At 60.1% G+C, this 17676-nt stretch carries 11 protein-coding genes; 2 read left to right on the top strand and 9 right to left on the bottom strand.

Annotated features, from left to right (window positions below):
• The first annotated feature begins 43 nt into the window (after nt 1–43).
• Both FF098_RS00695 and FF098_RS00690 read left to right on the top strand, forming a co-directional pair.
• Complete coding sequence (locus FF098_RS00695; protein ID WP_155135938.1) at nt 44–1645, top strand: rhamnogalacturonidase; 1602 nt, start codon at nt 44–46, stop codon at nt 1643–1645.
• A 54-nt stretch (nt 1646–1699) separates the two neighbouring features.
• Nucleotides 1700–2842 (top strand): alpha/beta hydrolase family protein, encoded by a 1143-nt coding sequence (locus FF098_RS00690; RefSeq protein WP_155135935.1) that lies wholly within the window; start codon nt 1700–1702, stop codon nt 2840–2842.
• A gap of 9 nt (nt 2843–2851) precedes the next feature.
• Here the strand turns inward: FF098_RS00690 and FF098_RS00685 are convergent, their stop codons facing one another.
• The 9 genes from FF098_RS00685 to galK form a co-directional block, all read right to left on the bottom strand.
• Entirely contained in the window at nt 2852–4246 is a 1395-nt protein-coding gene (locus FF098_RS00685) for a glycoside hydrolase family 28 protein (RefSeq protein ID WP_155135932.1), read from the bottom strand.
• Nucleotides 4247–4354: 108 nt separating this feature from the next.
• A complete protein-coding gene (locus FF098_RS00680; RefSeq protein ID WP_205967321.1) occupies nt 4355–7450 on the bottom strand; it encodes a TonB-dependent receptor domain-containing protein in 3096 nt (1031 codons plus the stop codon).
• Nucleotides 7451–7894: 444 nt separating this feature from the next.
• On the bottom strand, nt 7895–8929 hold the full coding sequence (locus FF098_RS00675) for a LacI family DNA-binding transcriptional regulator (protein WP_155135926.1): 1035 nt from the start codon (nt 8927–8929) through the stop codon (nt 7895–7897).
• A gap of 124 nt (nt 8930–9053) precedes the next feature.
• Complete coding sequence (locus FF098_RS00670; RefSeq protein ID WP_155135923.1) at nt 9054–10922, bottom strand: TonB-dependent receptor plug domain-containing protein; 1869 nt, start codon at nt 10920–10922, stop codon at nt 9054–9056.
• Between the two features lie 41 nt (nt 10923–10963).
• A complete protein-coding gene (locus tag FF098_RS00665) occupies nt 10964–12058 on the bottom strand; it encodes a 3-keto-disaccharide hydrolase (protein WP_205967320.1) in 1095 nt (364 codons plus the stop codon).
• Nucleotides 12059–12146: 88 nt separating this feature from the next.
• Nucleotides 12147–13649, bottom strand: a complete 1503-nt coding sequence (locus tag FF098_RS00660) for a DUF7133 domain-containing protein (RefSeq protein ID WP_205967319.1) — start codon at nt 13647–13649, stop codon at nt 12147–12149.
• On the bottom strand, nt 13646–15082 hold the full coding sequence (locus FF098_RS00655) for a c-type cytochrome (protein WP_155135920.1): 1437 nt from the start codon (nt 15080–15082) through the stop codon (nt 13646–13648). Before FF098_RS00655 ends, FF098_RS00660 begins: the two co-directional genes overlap by 4 nt.
• Nucleotides 15083–15445: 363 nt before the next feature.
• Nucleotides 15446–16321 carry a formylglycine-generating enzyme family protein gene (locus tag FF098_RS00650; RefSeq protein WP_155135917.1) on the bottom strand — a complete coding sequence of 292 codons (876 nt, stop codon included), beginning with the start codon at nt 16319–16321 and terminating at the stop codon, nt 15446–15448.
• A 297-nt stretch (nt 16322–16618) separates the two neighbouring features.
• Nucleotides 16619–17674, bottom strand: a complete 1056-nt coding sequence (gene galK, locus FF098_RS00645) for a galactokinase (RefSeq protein WP_155135914.1) — start codon at nt 17672–17674, stop codon at nt 16619–16621.
• Nucleotides 17675–17676 lie beyond the last annotated feature (2 nt).

The raw sequence follows: 17676 nt of genomic DNA, 5'->3' as shown, positions 1-17676 counted from the left end.
ACGCTTCAGTACACGAATTGACCAGAAGGAAGGAAACAAGGACATGCTAGACAGACGATCGATGCTTTTCGCCGGCGGGGCCGGCCTCGCGACCGCGGGTTTTGCCGGTGCGGCAAACTCGCAGGCCATGGCGCAGCAGGCAGGCCAGCCCGGCACGGGCATCCTGAATGTTCGCCATTTCGGCGCTACCGGCGATGGCACCACCATCGACACGCCTGCCGTCAACAAGGCAATCGACGAAGCCGCCTCACGCGGCGGTGGCACGGTCTATTTCCCGGCTGGCAAATATGCCTGTTTCACCATCCGGCTGAAAAGCCACGTCACCCTCTATCTCGATCACGGCGCGACAATCTTCGCCGCCCCCGCCCCGCCGGAAGGCTCCCCGGGCGGCTATGACCATCCCGAACCGATGGATGCATCGTATATTGACTATCAGGACTTTGGTCACAGCCATTGGGCAAACAGCCTGATCTGGGGCGATGGCATCAGCGATATCACCATTGCCGGTGATGGCCTGATAGACGGCACCAATCTGTCTCGCGGTGACGGCAGCTATAATTACATGGACGACCCGCACTATAACGGTACAGGCAACAAGGCGATTGCCCTGAAGAATTGCCGCAACGTCGTCATGCGCGACTTCCGGGTCTATCGCGGCGGCTGGTTCGCCCTGCTGGCAACCGGCGTCGACAACATGACCCTCGACAATCTTATCATCGACACGACGCGCGACGGCTTCGACATCGACTGTTGCCGTAACGTGCGTGTCACCAACTGCCATATCAACTCGCCATGGGATGACGGGATCTGCCTGAAATCGAGCTTCGCGCTCGGTTATCCGCGCGCGACCGACAATGTCATGATCGCCAATTGCTATGTCACCGGCAATTACGAGATCGGCTCGCTGATCGACGGCACATGGCGCAAGATGCCTGCCTCCTTCGCGCCGCAGGTACACGGACGGATCAAGTTCGGCACCGAGTCCAATGGCGGGTTCAAGAACATCACCATCACCAATTGCACGTTCGAGGACAGCCAGGGCTTCGCGCTGGAGACCGTCGATGGCGGTGACCTGGAAGACGTCACCATCTCCAACTGCACGATGCGCGGCAACTATTCCTCGCCGATCTTCCTGCGCCTCGGCCGCCGTATGCGCGGGCCGAAGGATGCGACAATCGCAAAATGCCGCCGCATCCTGATCAACAACATCGTCAGCTCCAGTTCCGCGCCGCTCTTGCCGTCGATCATCGCCGGCATTCCGGGCCATCCGGTCGAAGACGTGAAGATCGCCGACTGCTATCTGGAACAGGAAGGCGGTGCCCCGGCAGAGCTTGCCGACCGCCTGCCGCCGCTTGAGGAACTGGGCTATCCCGAACCGAACATGTTCGGCGACCTGCCCGCGACCGGCTTCTACATCCGCGATGCGAAGAATGTGGAGATGAGCAATATCGAGGTCGCCGTGAAGAAGGCGGACCCTCGCCCGGCCTTCTGGCTGCGCGACGTCGAAGGGGCAGACTTCTTCCGCCTGCGCGTGCCGAGCGGTGCCCCCTCCTTCCATCTGCACAATGTCAGCACCTTCCGGACGTTCGGCAGCCTGACCATTCCGGACAGGCAGATGGAAACGGTCGACACGACCAAATTCTGATCCCGATCGGGGCTGCAGCATCCACTGCAGCCCTTTTTCTTGTGGGAGTTCTCAATGGCCCTGACATCCATCCGTCTAGCCGCCCTCATCACTCTCGCCTGCGCTGTCCTTGCCATCCCCGGAACGGTCCTCGCTATGCAGGAGCCTGTATCGGACAATCCCGACGAGCGGCCTGTTATCGGCACGATGCGCGACGGGCGTCACATCAAGATGATCGGGCCGGATACTTTCTTCACGTCGCAAAAGGTGGACTTCACCCGCTTCCCCTCCTCGATCACCGAGGGCATCGAGATCGCCGCGGCTGTCTACAAGCCGGAACGCCCGGGCCCGATCCTGCTGATGTCCCATGGCTGGCATGGCAGCGTCGAGCATCCCGGGCCGGAGACACCAAACCCCTATCCCGGCTTCCTGACGATACAGGTCGATATGCGCGGCCGTGCCTATTCCTTGGGCGAGCCCGATGCAAACGGCTATGAGCTGTATGATTTCTACGACGCGCTGACCTATGCCAGGCATGCCTATGCCGAGCATATCAGCGATCCGGACCGCGTTCATTTCCTCGGCGGCAGTGGCGGCGGCGGCAATGCGCTGGCCGTCGCCGGGCGCTTTCCAGACCTGTTTGCAAGTGTCGTCGCCAAATATCCGATGAGCGATTATGCCGCTTGGTATGAAGGCGACGCGGTTGGCGAGTTCCGTGACGAGATGGATATCTGGATCGGTGCCTCACCGGCTGAAGCACCGGAGGCCTATGCGGTGCGCAGCGGCCTGACTGCCGTGCCAAACATCCTGTCACCTCTGTACATCGTGCACGGAGAGACCGATATCCGCGTCCCCTCCTCGCATTCGCGCAATTACGCTTCAGCCGCGAAAATGCTGGACAGGCCGGTCACCTATCTCGAACTGGCAGGTGTCGGCTCGATGGCGCATCTTGGCAATATAACGTCAGCACAGGAGGCAGACCTTGCCGGCTTTGTCGACACGGCCCTGACGCACCACGCACAAGCCCCGCAACTGCCTCGAAAAGGCCTGCTAGTGGTGCCGGGCTATATCCGCACACGGTATTTCGAGGTGATGCTCGGCTCCATCGACCAGGTCGGACTCCTCGCATACGATCTCGATGCCGGAGAGGCGCAACTGATCAAGGGGACTGGGAGGATCCGGTTCCTGCCTGAGCATTCGCAACCGACAGAACACTGACCTGACCGGTCAGAGACTGCTCACCTGCTCGCCGTTCACCCGCACGTTTTCCAGTTTCAGGCGCTGGGTGTAGGTAATGATACTCACCTCTTCCACGCCATCGAAAGTGCAGTCTCGCAGGGTGATATCCATCACCGGCGCACCGGGCAGGCCCTGGGCATCCAGCACCATGCCGGCGTGCTCGACATGCAGGCGTTCAACGGTCAGGTTGCGCAGCACCGGCGTGTAATCCCCGTTCGCGCCTTCCTCGTAATTGAAATCGCAGGTGATCGCGGCGCGCCCGACCTGGCCGACCTCGATATCGCGGACATGGATGTCCTCGACCACGCCGCCCCGCACGGCATTGTTCTTGAACCTCAGCGCATACCAGAGATCCGGACTGCTCATATAGCAGTTCTCTGCGTACACATGGTTGACACCGCCGGAGACCTCACTGCCGATGACGACACCGCCATGGCCTGCCTTCATCGTGCACTCGCGGATCAGGATATTGCGCGCGGGCGTATCGATGCGGCGGCCATCGGCATTGCGGCCTGACTTGATCGCGATACAGTCATCGCCGGTGTCGAAATCGCATCCCTCGATCACCATGCGGTCAACGGATTCCGGATTGCAGCCGTCATTGTTCGGGCCATGACCGAACACGGTGACATTGCGCACGGTCACATCGCGGCTCATGACCGGATGAATGTTCCAGAACGGCGAGTCGTGCACATGCACACCCTCGACCAGCACGCGGTCACAGTTCTGGAACTCTATGAAACACGGGCGCAGGTAATGCCCCAGACCGAATACGCGCTTGCTGACAGGCACACCTTTGTCGGCCATCTCGAACAGGGCTGTCCGGTCCGGCGTCTGATGGCCGACGCCTTCTTCCCAGCCGAACCGTTCAGCGCCGCACCAGGGCCACCAGTGCTCGTTGCTCGCCTGTCCGTTGAGCAGGCCGCTGCCGGTGATCGCGACATTCTTCGCATCACGGGCGTAGATCAGAGGCGAGTAGTTCCACAGCTCCACCCCTTCATAGCGGGTCAGTGCCAGTGGATAGTCTGCCGGATCGGTGCTGAAGAGTAGTTCAGCGCCCTCCTCGACATGAAAATCGATATTCGAGGTCAGGTGGATTGCACCGGTGAGATACCGGCCGGGAGGGACGATGACACGGCCACCGCCCTTCGCGGCACAGGCCTCGATCGCTGCGGCGAATGCCCCGGTATTCATCGTCTTGCCATCGCCAATTGCGCCAAAGGATGTCACATCCGTCTCGCCGGAGGGGATCTGTGGCATACGGATCGTTCGATCGATCCAGGCTGCCCTTGTCCAGGCATCCCTGCCGGTCGGAACCGCTGTACACGCGGCAAGCCCGCTCGCCGCACCCAGTAGCAATATCCGTCGCCGTGAAAGTTTCATCGTGATCTACTCCTGGCTTCCTTCAGGTGAAATCTGCCTTTGTTCTGCTCACAAAAAAAGGTGCAGCCCGGAATGGGCTGCACCAGTCATGCTCCTGGGAGGGAGACATCAGAACCTTTTGTTGACGCTGGCGAAGAACACACGCCCCTGAACGTCATAGGTTGCTGGGATGGTGTTCGCGCCACCTTGCTGGAATGAACCAAGCACCGGCGGCTCTTCGTCGAGCAGGTTGCGAATACCGGCGGTGAAGCGCGTATTCTCACCCAGCTCATACCCGCCGGTCAGATCCCAGTAGACATAGGAATCGATGGTCGGCGTGGTCATCGTGTCGGCAGATGGCGGGGTCTCGCCACGCTCGCGCGGAACCACGATGGAGTCGTGGGTCAGCTCACCCAGATACCGGGCACGGACCGACAGGGTCGACGGACCGGAGTTCCAGGTCAGGCGTGTCGTGCCTTTGAGTTCCGGCAGCGGCTGGCCGCAAGTGCCACCCCATGCGCCGACGCAGCTGTTCTGGATTTCCGGCAGGTCCTGGATCGGCGTGACGACGAACTCGTCCGTATAGGTCCAAGATGTGCTCAGTTCCCAGTTACTGCCTTCATTGCCAAGGCCCCAGTCGGTATCGAACGTGTACCGGCCCTGGAAATCGAAACCTGATGTCTCGATGCCACCGATATTTGCGTTAGTGGTGTAGACAAAACGCGGCCCGGTGATCTCACCCGTCGATGCATCGCGGTTGATCGCCTGGCAATAGACGCTGTCTGCGTCCTGGATAGTGTTGTAGCAGAGGTCGAGAACCCCTTGAACGCTACCACCACCAAGCGGTGCAATCGCATCTTCCAGCTCGATATCGAAATAGTCGAGGCTGAGGGACAGGCCGGAAATCTGGCTCGGTTGCCAGATCACACCGAAAGTCTGGGTGTCTGATTCTTCCGGGCTCAGCTCCGGGTTACCACCGCGAACCTGGGTGATGAACGGCGAAGGCTGGACGGAGATATCAAACACTGACCCTGCGGGCACACCCGTCGCCTCGCAGAGCGCACGGACAGTGGCCGTCTGGTCAGACGGGGCTGCACGACTGGAGCACGGGTCGACCGCAGTCGGGCCATCCGTACCCTGACCGCCATACAGCTCACCGACGTTTGGCGCACGTATCGCATGCTGGAACTGGCCACGGAAGGACAGGTCGGACGTGACTGCCCATTCGACGCCTGTGGAATACGTCCAGACGCCATCGACACCTTCCAGGTCATACTTGGAATAACGGAAGGCACCGTTCAGGTTCAGTTGCTCAACGAAAGGCTGCGCCGTGATCAGCGGCACGCGGGCCTCACCGAAGATCTCGGTGACAGACTGGCTGCCCGATGTTGCCTCGGCTGCGTTCCAGCCCGACACGTCGCCGGAGCTGAGATACTCATCCGGCGTGTAGGAGGCTGACGCATCTCGCCATTCCACACCGGCGGCAAAGTCGACCGGGCCTGCCGGCATGTCGAAGGCGACACCGGTCAAGCTGGCTACGATGACTTCCTGTTCGGCATCGATCTTGGATACCGAGCTCAGGCCGATGGCATCGGCAGCGGCTTCGGAGATGTTCTGGCCGAACGGGTTGAGCAGCGGGTCATTGCCGTTCTGCGACAGCATGGAACGCTGGATGGCGCTCAACGAAACAGAACCGGTCTGGACGATCGTCTCCGACGTTTTCGCATAGGTGTAATAGGCGTCGTAGGACAGTTCGCGCAGGAACGAATCCGACAGGTCGCCCAGGTCACCGCGGGCACCGATTGCTGTTCTGAACACGGAGTGATCGGAGTCTGCATAACGCGTCGGCAGGTCGCTGAAGCGGCGGTTGTAGTTGATGATGGCAAGGCCGTCATTCGGCGTTGTCGTCAAGGTCAGCGTACCGCGGGAGATATCGCGCGGGCCTGTCTCGCGTTCGTCCAGAAGCTGGAAGATGTCGCGAACTTCCTGGCTGACATAGGGGTTGTCGACATCGACAAGGAAGTTGCCGGTGGCGTTGGTCGGGGCGATCTGCACATTGGCAACGTTGTTGCTGTAGTGCGCCTCGATATAGGCTTCCACCTTGTCATTGACTTCGTAGCGACCGAAGACGTTACCCATCCAGCGCTCCTGCGGCGTGACGAGGAACGAGTTCGGGCTGAGGTCGAAACGGTCATCCGGGTCAAGGAACGGGCGCAGGTCCTGGCCGTTGTCACCAAAGATGGCACCGATAGAGCCCATGTTCTGCAGCCCCGCAGCTGCGAGCGCTGCGTCGAACTGAGGATCTGACTGGGCAGAACCGAATGTCGGCAGGCCACCGATACGACCGTTCGGGATCGCACTGGAACCACCTGTAATAAATCCGAGGCGGCCACCAGCCTGCTCGCAGGTCTGGCCGGCAGGCACCGCAAGCGGCGTACCCGGACCATTGTCGCTGTAGGATGCCGTCGTGACGCAGCCATCACTGAGGCCCGGCACGGCGAAACCACCGCGTTCTTCATAGGTCATGCCACCGCGGTTGAGATAGCCGATAGAAGCCGTCAGGTTACCACGGCCATTGTCGAAATTCCCGCCCATGGTCAGGTCGATGTTATATGTCGGGGTGCCGGTCGGCTCATCCCAGGTGCTCTGGGCGTTCAGCTCGATACCCTCGAAATCGTCCTTGAGGACGAAGTTGACGACGCCCGTGATCGCATCGGAACCGTATACGGCAGAAGAACCGCCCGTCACGACTTCCGTGCGCTGGATCAGCGCAGCCGGGATGGTGTTGATATCGGTTGTCATCGCCGGACCGGAGATCGCAAAGCGGCGGCCATTGACGAGCACGAGGTTACGGGTCGCGCCGAAATTGCGCAGGTTCAGCGTCGAGACGCCAACGGGCGAACCCGCCTGAACCGTGTTGGCTTTCGGGCCCTCCAGCTGGTTACCGGTGAATTGCGGTGTATCCAGCAGCAGGTTCTCCGGGTTCTGCGTACCCGACAGGACGTATTCTTCCTCGTCGACGGTCGAAACCGGCGTCGGCGTATCGAACCCGCGCGTTGCGAGACGCGAACCGGTAATCGTGATGACGTCGCTGGAAGCGGCTGTTTCGGTGTCGCTGTCTTCCTGCGCATAGGCTGTCGAACCAAGCGCGAGACTGGCGATGATCAGGGCGCTGCCCCCAAGCAGCACCTTGCGGTAATCGGATGTGTGGGAACGTTGATTCACGGCTCTACCCCTCATGATTGTTTCCTCCTTAATCAGGGATTTCCATTCACTCCGGTCCTGACGCAGCTGCCCCTGTTCTTGTTATTTCAGGCTGGCTGATCGATTTGCACCGGAGTGGCTTGCTGGCGGTTCAGGACAGACGCGTATCAGGCCGGACAATCCGCCTGGGATGCTGTCTTGTGTCTCCCGCCGTCATCTTGTTTCGCTTAACACCAGTCCTTTCCGCGGTCCTTTTTCAAAATCCCGCATTGTGGGATAAGTTTCAAGATATTGGAAATATGCCAGCGCTGGCATCTCTTGTAAAGGCAAATCCTTGCGCTAGTGCTCAAACGGGCAAACATCCACAACGGCGTGGTCGCGCTGCCACACATGCGCCGAGCTCGTCTCTGTGTACAAATGAAGTGAAATCATGCGCGCACCATCTGTGGTGCGCCGGGTTGCGGGTCAGCGCCTGGCGGCTGTGGAATTGCGCAAGATCAGCTCTAGCGGCACAACAGCCTGCATCCGGTTCGCAACATCGTCACGCCCCTCGATCAGCGCAATGAGCTTTTCCGTCGCCAGCGATGCCATGGCCAGGGACGGCCGGCGGATCGTGGTAAGGGAAGGCAATGTCCGCTCGGCGAAAACCACATCGTCGAAACCGCAAACCGAAACATCGTTGGGAACACTCATCCCCGCTTCAGCCGCAGCATTGAAAACGCCGAAGGCCATTTCGTCATTGCTCGCAAAAATGGCTGTGGGCTTCTGGCGGCGGGAGAACAGCGCATTCCCGGCGCTGTATCCCGAGTGATAGCCATAGTCTCCCTTGAGGATCAGCTCTTCGTTCAGCGCCAGTCCGGCTGCCCTGAATGCATCGCGGAAGCCTTCGAGCCGTTCTCGGGTAGAGCGATAATCCGATGGTCCGCTGATGAAGGCGATATCCCTGTGCCCGAGTTCGATCAGGTGACGCGTCATGTCCTCACAGGCTAGCCGCTCGGCCGATCGCACCAGGTGAACCGGGTCCACCAGATCGACAGAAGCCAGCAGCACATAGTCGACACCAGCCTCGTCCAGCGCTGGCGGCAAGGCCGCCATTTCCGAGACAGGGGGCAAGACGATAAGCCCGTCGATATTGGACCGGCGCACGAACGAGAGTGTATCGGCGATCACGGTATCACTGCCTGTGCTTTCGCAGGGATGGATCACCAGTTCGTATCCGGAAGAGCGGCATGTGCCCGTGATGCCGCGCTGGATAGTGTCGAGATAGAGCGCGTTGGGCATGTCATAGACGAGACCGAGCAGGTAGGAGCGGCTGGCGGCAAGCCCGCGCGCCTGTGGATTGGGGCGGAACTTCAGCCGCTCGATCTCCTGTTCGATCTTCACGCGGGTCGCGGGTTTGACGTTTCTTGCACCGTTGATCACCCGGGAGACCGTGCGCATCGATACCCCGCATGCCCGCGCAACATCGGCTATGGTCGGCAGTCTCTCGATTTCAGCCATCAGATTCCCTGCCAGTAAACAGGCCGGACAGTAACGCCCCAGTCCGGCACCTGGATCGGGCAAGGATATAACAACTTTCAGGAGTATGTCGAGAAAGCCACAAACCCGCAGATCCGCGGCAATATCAGTATGCGATATCGAGCCTGATGCCCAGACGTCGCCCCATCGGGGTGAAGCCAGGCTGCGCTTCCGTCTCGCTGTCGAGCAGATTATCCGCAGTCAGCGCCAGCTGAAGCCCGTCGGTCAGCTCATAGCCCGCATACAGATCAAGCCGTTGTGACGGGTCCAGAGTGACGATGCCGGTCGGCACTGACGACGCCTCGATCTCGCCGCGAATGCGATAAGAGGCATAGGCGTTGATCCGGTCCTGCGACCATGCCCATGTCGCACCGGCGCGCCAGTCTGGCCGCAACAGCACAGCGCCGTCGGGCGCTTGCGTGTTCATCTGTGTGCCGAAGGCCGAGAACGCATGCGCACCAATTTCGTGGGTGAGGCTCGCCTCGATGCCCGTCACCTCGACCTCTGCCCGGTTGACGAGGCTGAAGGTGGCACCGTCGAAATCGATCAGATCCTTGTAGCTGGAATGATAGACCGACAGGTCAACTGCCGTGACTTCGCCAATCGCATGGCGCAGGCCGACTTCACCAGTGATGCTGGTCTCGTCTTCCAGATCGGGATTGCCGACCAGCGGGTCGCCAACGGCGTAAAAGCTCGGCGCCTTGAACCCTGTGCCGATGCTGGCATAGACGGAAGTGCCATTGTCTGGCAGGTGATACTCGCCGCCCGCCCGAACGGTCGGTACTAATTCTTCCGTATCCACATAATCGGCTCGGATACCGGCATAGAGATCGAAAGCCCCGCCATCGCCGCGTGCAGCGCTATCCCGGCGCACCTCCGCAAAGACGGACGGCGTCGTGCGCTCCAGCTCGAAATCGACCGGCAACGGAAACCCATAATCGAGGCTGCCGGTGGTCTCGCCTTTTTCCTGGACGATTTCCGCACCCGCCAGTGCCTGCCAGTCCTGTGACAGGGATCGGGTCGCCGTGCCGACCAGTGTCATGCGCTCGAACGTGCTGTCGCTTGTGCCCGCCGGCACTTGTGGCGGCGCGGCTGGTGTGTCGCGGTCTTCTGTCCGGTGCAGATAGGTGAAGGCGACACTCGGCGACCAGCCAGCCGTCTCACCCGCGCCATAGCGCAGGGAGAGGGTGGATAACCGTGCATCGCGCTGCTCAAGATCCGGCGTTGCCGCGAAACGGTTCCCGCCACTGGCATCGGCGAACGCTTCGCGCGAGGTTTCTCCCACGCGAGCAGAAGCGACCCAGCGGCCACTGCCTGCCGCGCCGCTCATCTTCACGCCAAGGCTGGATCGTGAGTATGTCTGGCCTGCAGGCCCGTCGCCGAAATCGAACCACGTGCCTGTCACCGACAGCGCCAATGCCTCGTCCCGCAAGGGTGACCACCGCCCATTGACAGAGCCAAGGCCCTGATCGGCTACGCGCAGCATCGCCTCGGCGCGGGGCCCGTCGCGCGGGTCATCCGTTTCCAGGGCAATCTGGCCGGACAGGGCGTCGCTGCCTTCGAGCACCGAGACAGCCCCCTTGTAGATGTTGATCCTGCCGATCTCGAACGGGGCGATGGCACCGACATCGACGGCACCGCCACGGCTGTCGGTCACATCGTTGAGACGCACGCCGTCAACCGTGACCGCCGTGAAGTTCGCATCACCGCCACGCAACAGGATTTCCGTCGCGCCGGCCGGGCCAGGGCTGACAATGCTGACGCTGGGCGAGGTTTCCAGAACGCTTTTCACATCGCCCAGGGCGTCAATGCCCCGAACATCGATTGTCTCTACACTGACCGCTGCCGGATCGACGAGGCGCTGGGCGCGCACGACAATCGTGTCGCCATCATTGGCTGTGTTGCTCACGTCAGGCGTTGCATTGCTGGCAGGCTGGATGGCAAGCAGCACCATCACGGCAGTGGAAATAGACATCGATACTCACTTTTACAGTTTACGGAATGATTGTATTTGGGTCAGTCGTTGGAATCGAGATCGAGTTCCCTCACCCAGATATTGCGATACTCCACCGGATTGCCGTGGTCCTGCAGGCGCAGCGGCCCCTGCGGCGGATGCGCCTCATAGGGAAGGATGTTCTGATAGCCTGACGATCCGAGGAAATTCTGGCGATACTGGGTCAGGATGCCGTTATGAAAAACGGTGACGAATGCGGGGCTCAGCAGCTCGCCGGCCTCATCGAAGCGCGGTGCCTCGAACACGATGTCATAGGACTGCCATTCGCCCGGCGGCAGCGTCGCGTTGTTGAGCGGCGGCTTCCAGCCATAGATCGCGGATGCCTGACCGTCGGCATAGGTCTCGTTCTGATAGGAATCGAGCACCTGCACCTCATAACGCCCCATCAGGAAGATGCCGCTATTGCCGCGCCCCTGCGAACCGCTGACCGGCTCCTGCGGTGAGCGCCACTCGATATGATATTGCGCGTCCCCGAATTCCCGGTTGGAAATGATATCTGCACTGACGGTGTGGGGAATGTCGCTGGGCACGCGCAGCGAGCCATTTTCCACTACCCAGTCCGGCGCACCGTCATTGGCTGTCCGGAACCCGTCAAAGCTGGTGCCGTCGAAGAGGACGACAGCGTCCGAGGGTGGCGGCACGAAAACGCCCCCTTGCGGCTCCACGACCTCGGGCCGCGGGCGCTCCGGATCATGCACCCGCCATTTGCCGTCCGGCAGGGTCGGCGTACCGGAATAACCGATGGTAAACTCGCTGTTGGGTCGTTGCACGGCGGACGGGCTGTCCGGGAACTGGGCCTCGGCAGCGACAAAAATCTCCGGGCCGTTGATGACCGCAAATTGCGAGCCTGCCTGCGCAACCGCGTGGCTCTCGACGGGGGCACCGCCCCCCGCCACATCGAGATCGGCGGTTTTCTCCGCCTTTGTCGGCGCTACGGCAGGTGTCCCGCTCGGCACAGCCTGAGTGCTGTCCTCAACAGGTGCGGTCTCGGCAGCATCATCAGCATTGCCGCAGGCGCTGACACCCAGGCCTGCCAGAAAGGCCATCATCCCCACACGGAATGTCACGCTGTCCTTGCGGTTTCTGGTTATGGTCATATCGTCTCTCGCTCCCTGATCAGCCGCTTCAGGCCCATTGGTTTGTCGTTACTCTATTCAGGCACCATGGGTGCCGGACACGCATCACTCACATCGTCGTATTCACGGTATAATAGACCTTGGATACGCTCGCCGACCGGCCATCCTCGCTGCGCAAGGCAGAGAAGTCGATGGACATGACGGTGCCCGGCGTCTGCTCCACCGCGATCGAGACGGACATACCATCCTCTGCAATGTCGACCGACTGGATGTCGACAGCGGTCAGGTCGATTTTTCCTGAGCCATAGGCGTCGCTATAATTATAATGCCATTGCTCGGCGGCAAAGGCTGACGGCGACAGGCTCTCCGGATCGACCGCCCCGGTGAAATCGAGGCGGAAACCGTCCGCCGTCATCGAAATATCATGCAGTTCGAAGGGCTGCGTTTCGCCATCCCAGACAACCCGTTCGATCCCGAACGGCTTCGACCCTACAGCGCCCCAGCCCCGGGCCGTCTGCCCGACCCACAGCGCGCCACCGGGATGAAACGCCAGCCGGATATTGCCGCTCTGAAACTTGTTGGCAAAATTGATGACCGCGCCCTGGCGCTGGCCATTGACAGTTTCCAGCAGCACACGGAAGACATTCGATTGCGTCTGGTCGCCGACGAAAATCTGCCCCTCGAACGGGCCGAACGCGCCACCGGTCGTATCCCACTCCGGATTGCCGGGCGAGTTAGCCACTTCCTGATGAGGGATCCAGACGACCGGCGTTTCGCTCATCTGGGCGAAATCCTCGACCGACATGGCATCCAGTTTTTCGATCGTATAGTCCGGATGATCGCGCAGCGAAGACGGATGGCCGTAGAAGCCCCCCTCCTCCAGGATATGGAGTTTGGAGGTCGGCACCCAGTCGCCCTGGTTATCGGTATAATAGACGAGACCGTCCGGGCTTACCCCAACGCCTGCCGGCGATCTCAGCCCGGAGGCGAAAAAGGAGAACTCGCCCTCTGGCGTGATCCTGTAGGCCCAGCCGCGATGCCCGCCCGCCGAGACCATGACCGGTCGATCACCCCATGAATAGCCATTTGGCACGTTATGGCCCAGATTCAGTGTACCGACGAGATTGCCCTCGCCGTCACGCACCGGCGAGAAATTGTATTCATGATAATTGTCGTGGAATTCCCAGTCGCTCGCCAGGTTCAAATAATCATCGGCGCGGCCATCGCCGTCCCGGTCGACAAGACGGGTCAGTTCCGACTTCTGACCGACCAGTATTGTTCCGTCCGTGTCCCACATCAGGCCGGTCGGCTCGTTCAACCCCTCGGCAAACAGTGTCCAGTCGCTAGGCGCAGGTGTGCCGGCGGCCGCCTCTGCATCGAGTATCCAGACATCACCGAGACGCGTCGCAACGGCCACGGTGCCTGCTTCATCAATATCCAGCCCGGTTGCGTGGAACGGCACATCAGCCGGCAGGGCGATGGCCTCCAGCCTGTACCCGTCGGGAATATAGGCCGGATTGCCGACCATATCGTCCTGGGCCAGCACGTTGCCGGAAAGGATCGGGAGCACCAGTGCTGCGCCAGCCAGCATTTTCATCTTGATCGTTCTCATTGCGCTCGTGTCCTTTCCAGCAGGACCCGCGTCTGCGCGCCCGCCTGTTCGACCCGCATCTCGACACCATCGACCTCGGGCATGCTCACCGCACCAGCAGAACGGCCTTGCGCAGCGGCATAGACGAACGCCATGCCGCCATCGGTGGCTTGCCCGCTTACGGTATAGGGTACGCCGCCGAGTTCGAAGGCAAAGACCGGCGCGCCGTCATCCTGCAGGGACGTTCCAACATAGCGGCAGTCGCCCTGTTGGCTCAGCGCAATCGCTTGCGGCTCATGGAACATCCACTCCCCCAGGGGAACCGAGGGCGCATCGCCGCGGCCGTCGATATTGGGTCCGATATCGAGGAAGTCCCCTTCCCATGCGCCGACAATGGCGCAGGATTTCGTGTTGAAGCCGAAATTCATGCCCGATGGCAGGCCGACCGAGATCGTCGATGACGGCAGGTTATTCACTACACGGCGGATCACGCGCGGTCGCTGCTGCGCGTCGATTACGAAAGATGTATCGTTGAGGAAGCTTTTCCCCGCCTCGCTCAACGGGAAGGCCCGCTCCCCGGTTTCCGGGTTGAGGACGACAATATTCAGGTTGCCGGAGTACCAGTTCGGCTTGTCGGCGGTGCTGTAGGCAATGGTCAGGTCATGAACCCCTTGATCGATCGGATAGATCGCCCCTGCCAGATCGTAGACCGGCTCGACCGGCTCTCCATCGATGGTGACCTCTACGCCGCCGCCGCCACCAGCCTGCACCCACACGCCGGCCGGTGTACCAGCCGGAATATGGATCGTGCCATCGACGACCATCGCGAAATTCTCCATCTCGGGAAGGCCGTAATCGACAAGGCCTGCGCCGAAGCGGCCAGCCTTGGTCGGCTCGTCCTGCATGACCTGTTCAAAGGAAAAGTCATCCCGCGCAATATCCGCGGCGATCGGCCAGATCGCATAGCGTCCGCTTTCCCAGCCCTCGCGGCGCGAGCGGATGTAATCGACGACATCCTGAAGCTCTTCGTCGCTATAGAGGCTCTCGAACCCGACCATGCCGCGGTCGGGGAAGCCTGTCTTGATATTGCTCAGGATCGCTTCAGGCGAGGCGCCATGCACCCATTCGCCATCGACCAGGTTGAACCCGACACCACCGCGCATGTTCTGCCCATGACAGGCGACACAGGCCTGGGCGTAGATCGCCTTGCCCCGGGCGAGGGAGGCATCGTCGAAAGCGACTTGCTGACGTTCAGCAACATCGGCCCCGTCCGTCCGCGCCATCATCTGGCCACCGGCTGAGCCGGGACCCGATGGGCCTCTTGAGCCTACATAACCAAATAGCATCAGGAAGATGCCGAAACACACTATCGCCCCCAGCGCGCATGCGCCAAGCGCCCAGACGACAGAACTGCCTGCAGTGCTTGCAGGTCGATCAGAATTATTGTTCGACATCCCTACCCTTGCATCCCCTTGCCACTGTCAGGTTCGACAGCCGTGATACGTTTTTTATCAGACCATACTTACCGCTATCACGCCGGGCAAATCAATTGACTGCGGTTCGCATCACCCTTCCTTTTTGGCAGAACCATCTACTGCCCGGACAAGGCGGCTCTCAGCAGGCACGAACCGGTATCCAACCCGCACCAGCAATCGTACAAGGAGGCGTTCTTGCGCAAGAATATGATGGCGGGGAAAGAGCCGGGCTGACCGATCCGACATCTCAGATCACCCTGAAGAGAGTATATCTGCAAGGAGGTTTGGTGGTTTCAGAACGAAAAAAATCTGCTTCAGCTGCCAGCAACACAGCTAAGTCTATCATTCATTCACGACGGTCCTGAAGCCAATATGGCTCGTGCCGAGACCTGTGTCCTGCGCATGGCGCGCTTCCGGGCGATAACGCTGGCAGTAATTGCGTGCGCACAGATAGGAACCGCCCTTTATAACACGGGATATGGTATCCGGGTTGTTAGGGTCATAACTGTCGCTTTTCAGGGGACCGGCAGGAGCCGTACGATCGATGTTATCATGGCCCGGCCTGTACCAGTCACCAGTCCACTCCCAGACGTTACCGACCATGTCATAGGCTCCTTGCGGATTAGGCGCATAGCAACCGACCGGCGCCAGCCCCTCGAAGCCGTCATCGGCATTGTTCATGACCGGAAAAACGCCCTGCCAGAAATTGGCTTGATATCGCCCCGCCTCATCCACGGGCTGTTCAGCCTCATTGCGCTGCTGATTTCTGGCAGCATACTCCCATTGCGCTTCCGTCGGCAGGTCACGCCCCATCCAATCGGCATAGGCCTTCGCATCCTCATAGGCGATATGCACGACCGGATAATCTTCCTTGCCATGTATAGAGCTTTCCGGCCCTGCGGGATGGCGCCAGTCGGCACCCGGCACGAATGACCACCATTGCAGGAACTGGTCGCCATTGACTGCATCAGGCGCCCGGAAGACAGCAGAGCCGGGCATGAGTAAAGATGGATCGATGCCCGGATAATCCTCAGGGTTCGGGGCTCGCTCAGCGACGGTCACATAGCCGGTCGCTTCCACGAAAGCCTCATACTGCCGGTTGGTGACCTCATATTTGTCGATCCAGAAATCTGGCAGGGTCACGGTCGACTCATAGGCTTCCTCGGGATAACCGTCATTGCGCCCGAATATGAACGCGCCCCCCTTCACAAAAACCATATTGTCCGACTGCTCCGCCGGCGCTCCGACCACTGGCGCGGAACATTGCGGAAAACTATTTGCGGCAACATCCGCTGCATCGTCACAGCCAGCGCAAAGACAGATGGCCAATATCAAAGATAAGTATTTCATAGGATCTCGATATGCTACCTCCATACTGCGATGGCCTTGACGGGCGCATCAAGGGGCGCAGCGTAAATCATCGCCATTTGACTCCCACTGCCTTGCCACTTCTGAAATTACTTTTCCGCGTCAATGACGACCTTTATGAGCCGCCCGAAAATAGGTACATGCTCATCAGATGATCACGATGTCCGAAAATCTGTTGCTCATCCTCTCCTGCCATTTGCGCAGATAGCCTTCCGGCACAAGCGAAACGAAACAACCACCAAAGCCGCCGCCGGTCATGCGCGATCCCAACGCACCGTATTGCCGTGCCTTTTCAACCATTTCATCGATGACGGGATGGGTAATCTCGAAATCATCCCTCATGGAAACATGGCTCTCGTCCATCAAATGCCCAAGTGTTTCCACATCACCGGACTTCATGGCATCCACAGCCTTAAGAACGCGGTGATGCTCCGTACGCTGATGGCGCATTCTCCGGTTAATTGGCTCGGGCAGCACCAGTGCCCTCTCGTACGTTTCATCATCCATATGGCATGGGTTGGGCTCATTGAGAAGGGTCTTGCCCTCCTCACACTCCGACCTGCGCACAGCATAGCGCCCTTCATCGAGACGGCGCTGTATGCCCGAATGGCAAACAGCCAGGATATGATCCTTCGGCAAGGGGACCTGTTCGGTTTCCAGCGTCAGTGTATTAAGAAACAGCGCATTGTCGGACTGCGCCAGGGCGACAGCCATCTGGTCCATGATGCCGCAGGGCACACCCAGATACTCATTCTCGATTTTCTGTGCCCACAAGGCAATCGTCTTGTCTGGCTCATCAAACAGGGCGAGATCGCGCGCGCCTTTCAGGCAGGCAACCAGGAGCGCCGCAGAAGACGACAATCCGGTGCCTGCAGGAATATCACTCTCCAGGGATATCTCTGCACCGCCTGAAAACAGGCCCCTGTCGGACAGGAATGCAAAGACGGCAGCGACATAATCGGACCAGTGGCCATCGCGTGAAAAGCAGACCGACCTGTCTTTCGATTCACCGAAAGTGGATGAGTGGATGCTAAGCCTGTCTTCTGCAGTTAGCGACAAGCAGACCGTGATCGACCGATTGACCAGCGCGGGAAGCACCGCGCCACCATTATAATCCGTATGCTCACCGATAATGTTGACCCGGCCCGGAACAGTCTGGACCGTCTGGTACTCAATGCCTGCCTTTTGTTTAGTCAAAACCATGC

The sequence above is a fragment of the Aquisalinus luteolus genome, from assembly GCF_009712425.2.
Lineage (GTDB): Bacteria > Pseudomonadota > Alphaproteobacteria > Caulobacterales > Parvularculaceae > Aquisalinus > Aquisalinus luteolus.
Note: the sequence above shows the minus strand (reverse complement) of the source record. Positions and strands in the feature narration are given on the sequence as shown.

Excerpts from the sequence above, each read along its gene's own strand:
- FF098_RS00655 (WP_155135920.1), bottom strand. The coding sequence starts at position 15,082 with ATGTCGAACAATAATTCTGATCGACCTGCAAGCACTGCAGGCAGTTCT.
- FF098_RS00650 (WP_155135917.1), bottom strand. The coding sequence starts at position 16,321 with ATGGTTTTTGTGAAGGGGGGCGCGTTCATATTCGGGCGCAATGACGGT.
- FF098_RS00675 (WP_155135926.1), bottom strand. The coding sequence starts at position 8,929 with ATGGCTGAAATCGAGAGACTGCCGACCATAGCCGATGTTGCGCGGGCA.
- FF098_RS00670 (WP_155135923.1), bottom strand. The coding sequence starts at position 10,922 with ATGTCTATTTCCACTGCCGTGATGGTGCTGCTTGCCATCCAGCCTGCC.
- FF098_RS00685 (WP_155135932.1), bottom strand. The coding sequence starts at position 4,246 with ATGAAACTTTCACGGCGACGGATATTGCTACTGGGTGCGGCGAGCGGG.
- galK (WP_155135914.1), bottom strand. The coding sequence starts at position 17,674 with ATGGTTTTGACTAAACAAAAGGCAGGCATTGAGTACCAGACGGTCCAG.
- FF098_RS00690 (WP_155135935.1), top strand. The coding sequence starts at position 1,700 with ATGGCCCTGACATCCATCCGTCTAGCCGCCCTCATCACTCTCGCCTGC.
- FF098_RS00695 (WP_155135938.1), top strand. The coding sequence starts at position 44 with ATGCTAGACAGACGATCGATGCTTTTCGCCGGCGGGGCCGGCCTCGCG.
- FF098_RS00665 (WP_205967320.1), bottom strand. The coding sequence starts at position 12,058 with ATGACCATAACCAGAAACCGCAAGGACAGCGTGACATTCCGTGTGGGG.
- FF098_RS00660 (WP_205967319.1), bottom strand. The coding sequence starts at position 13,649 with ATGAGAACGATCAAGATGAAAATGCTGGCTGGCGCAGCACTGGTGCTC.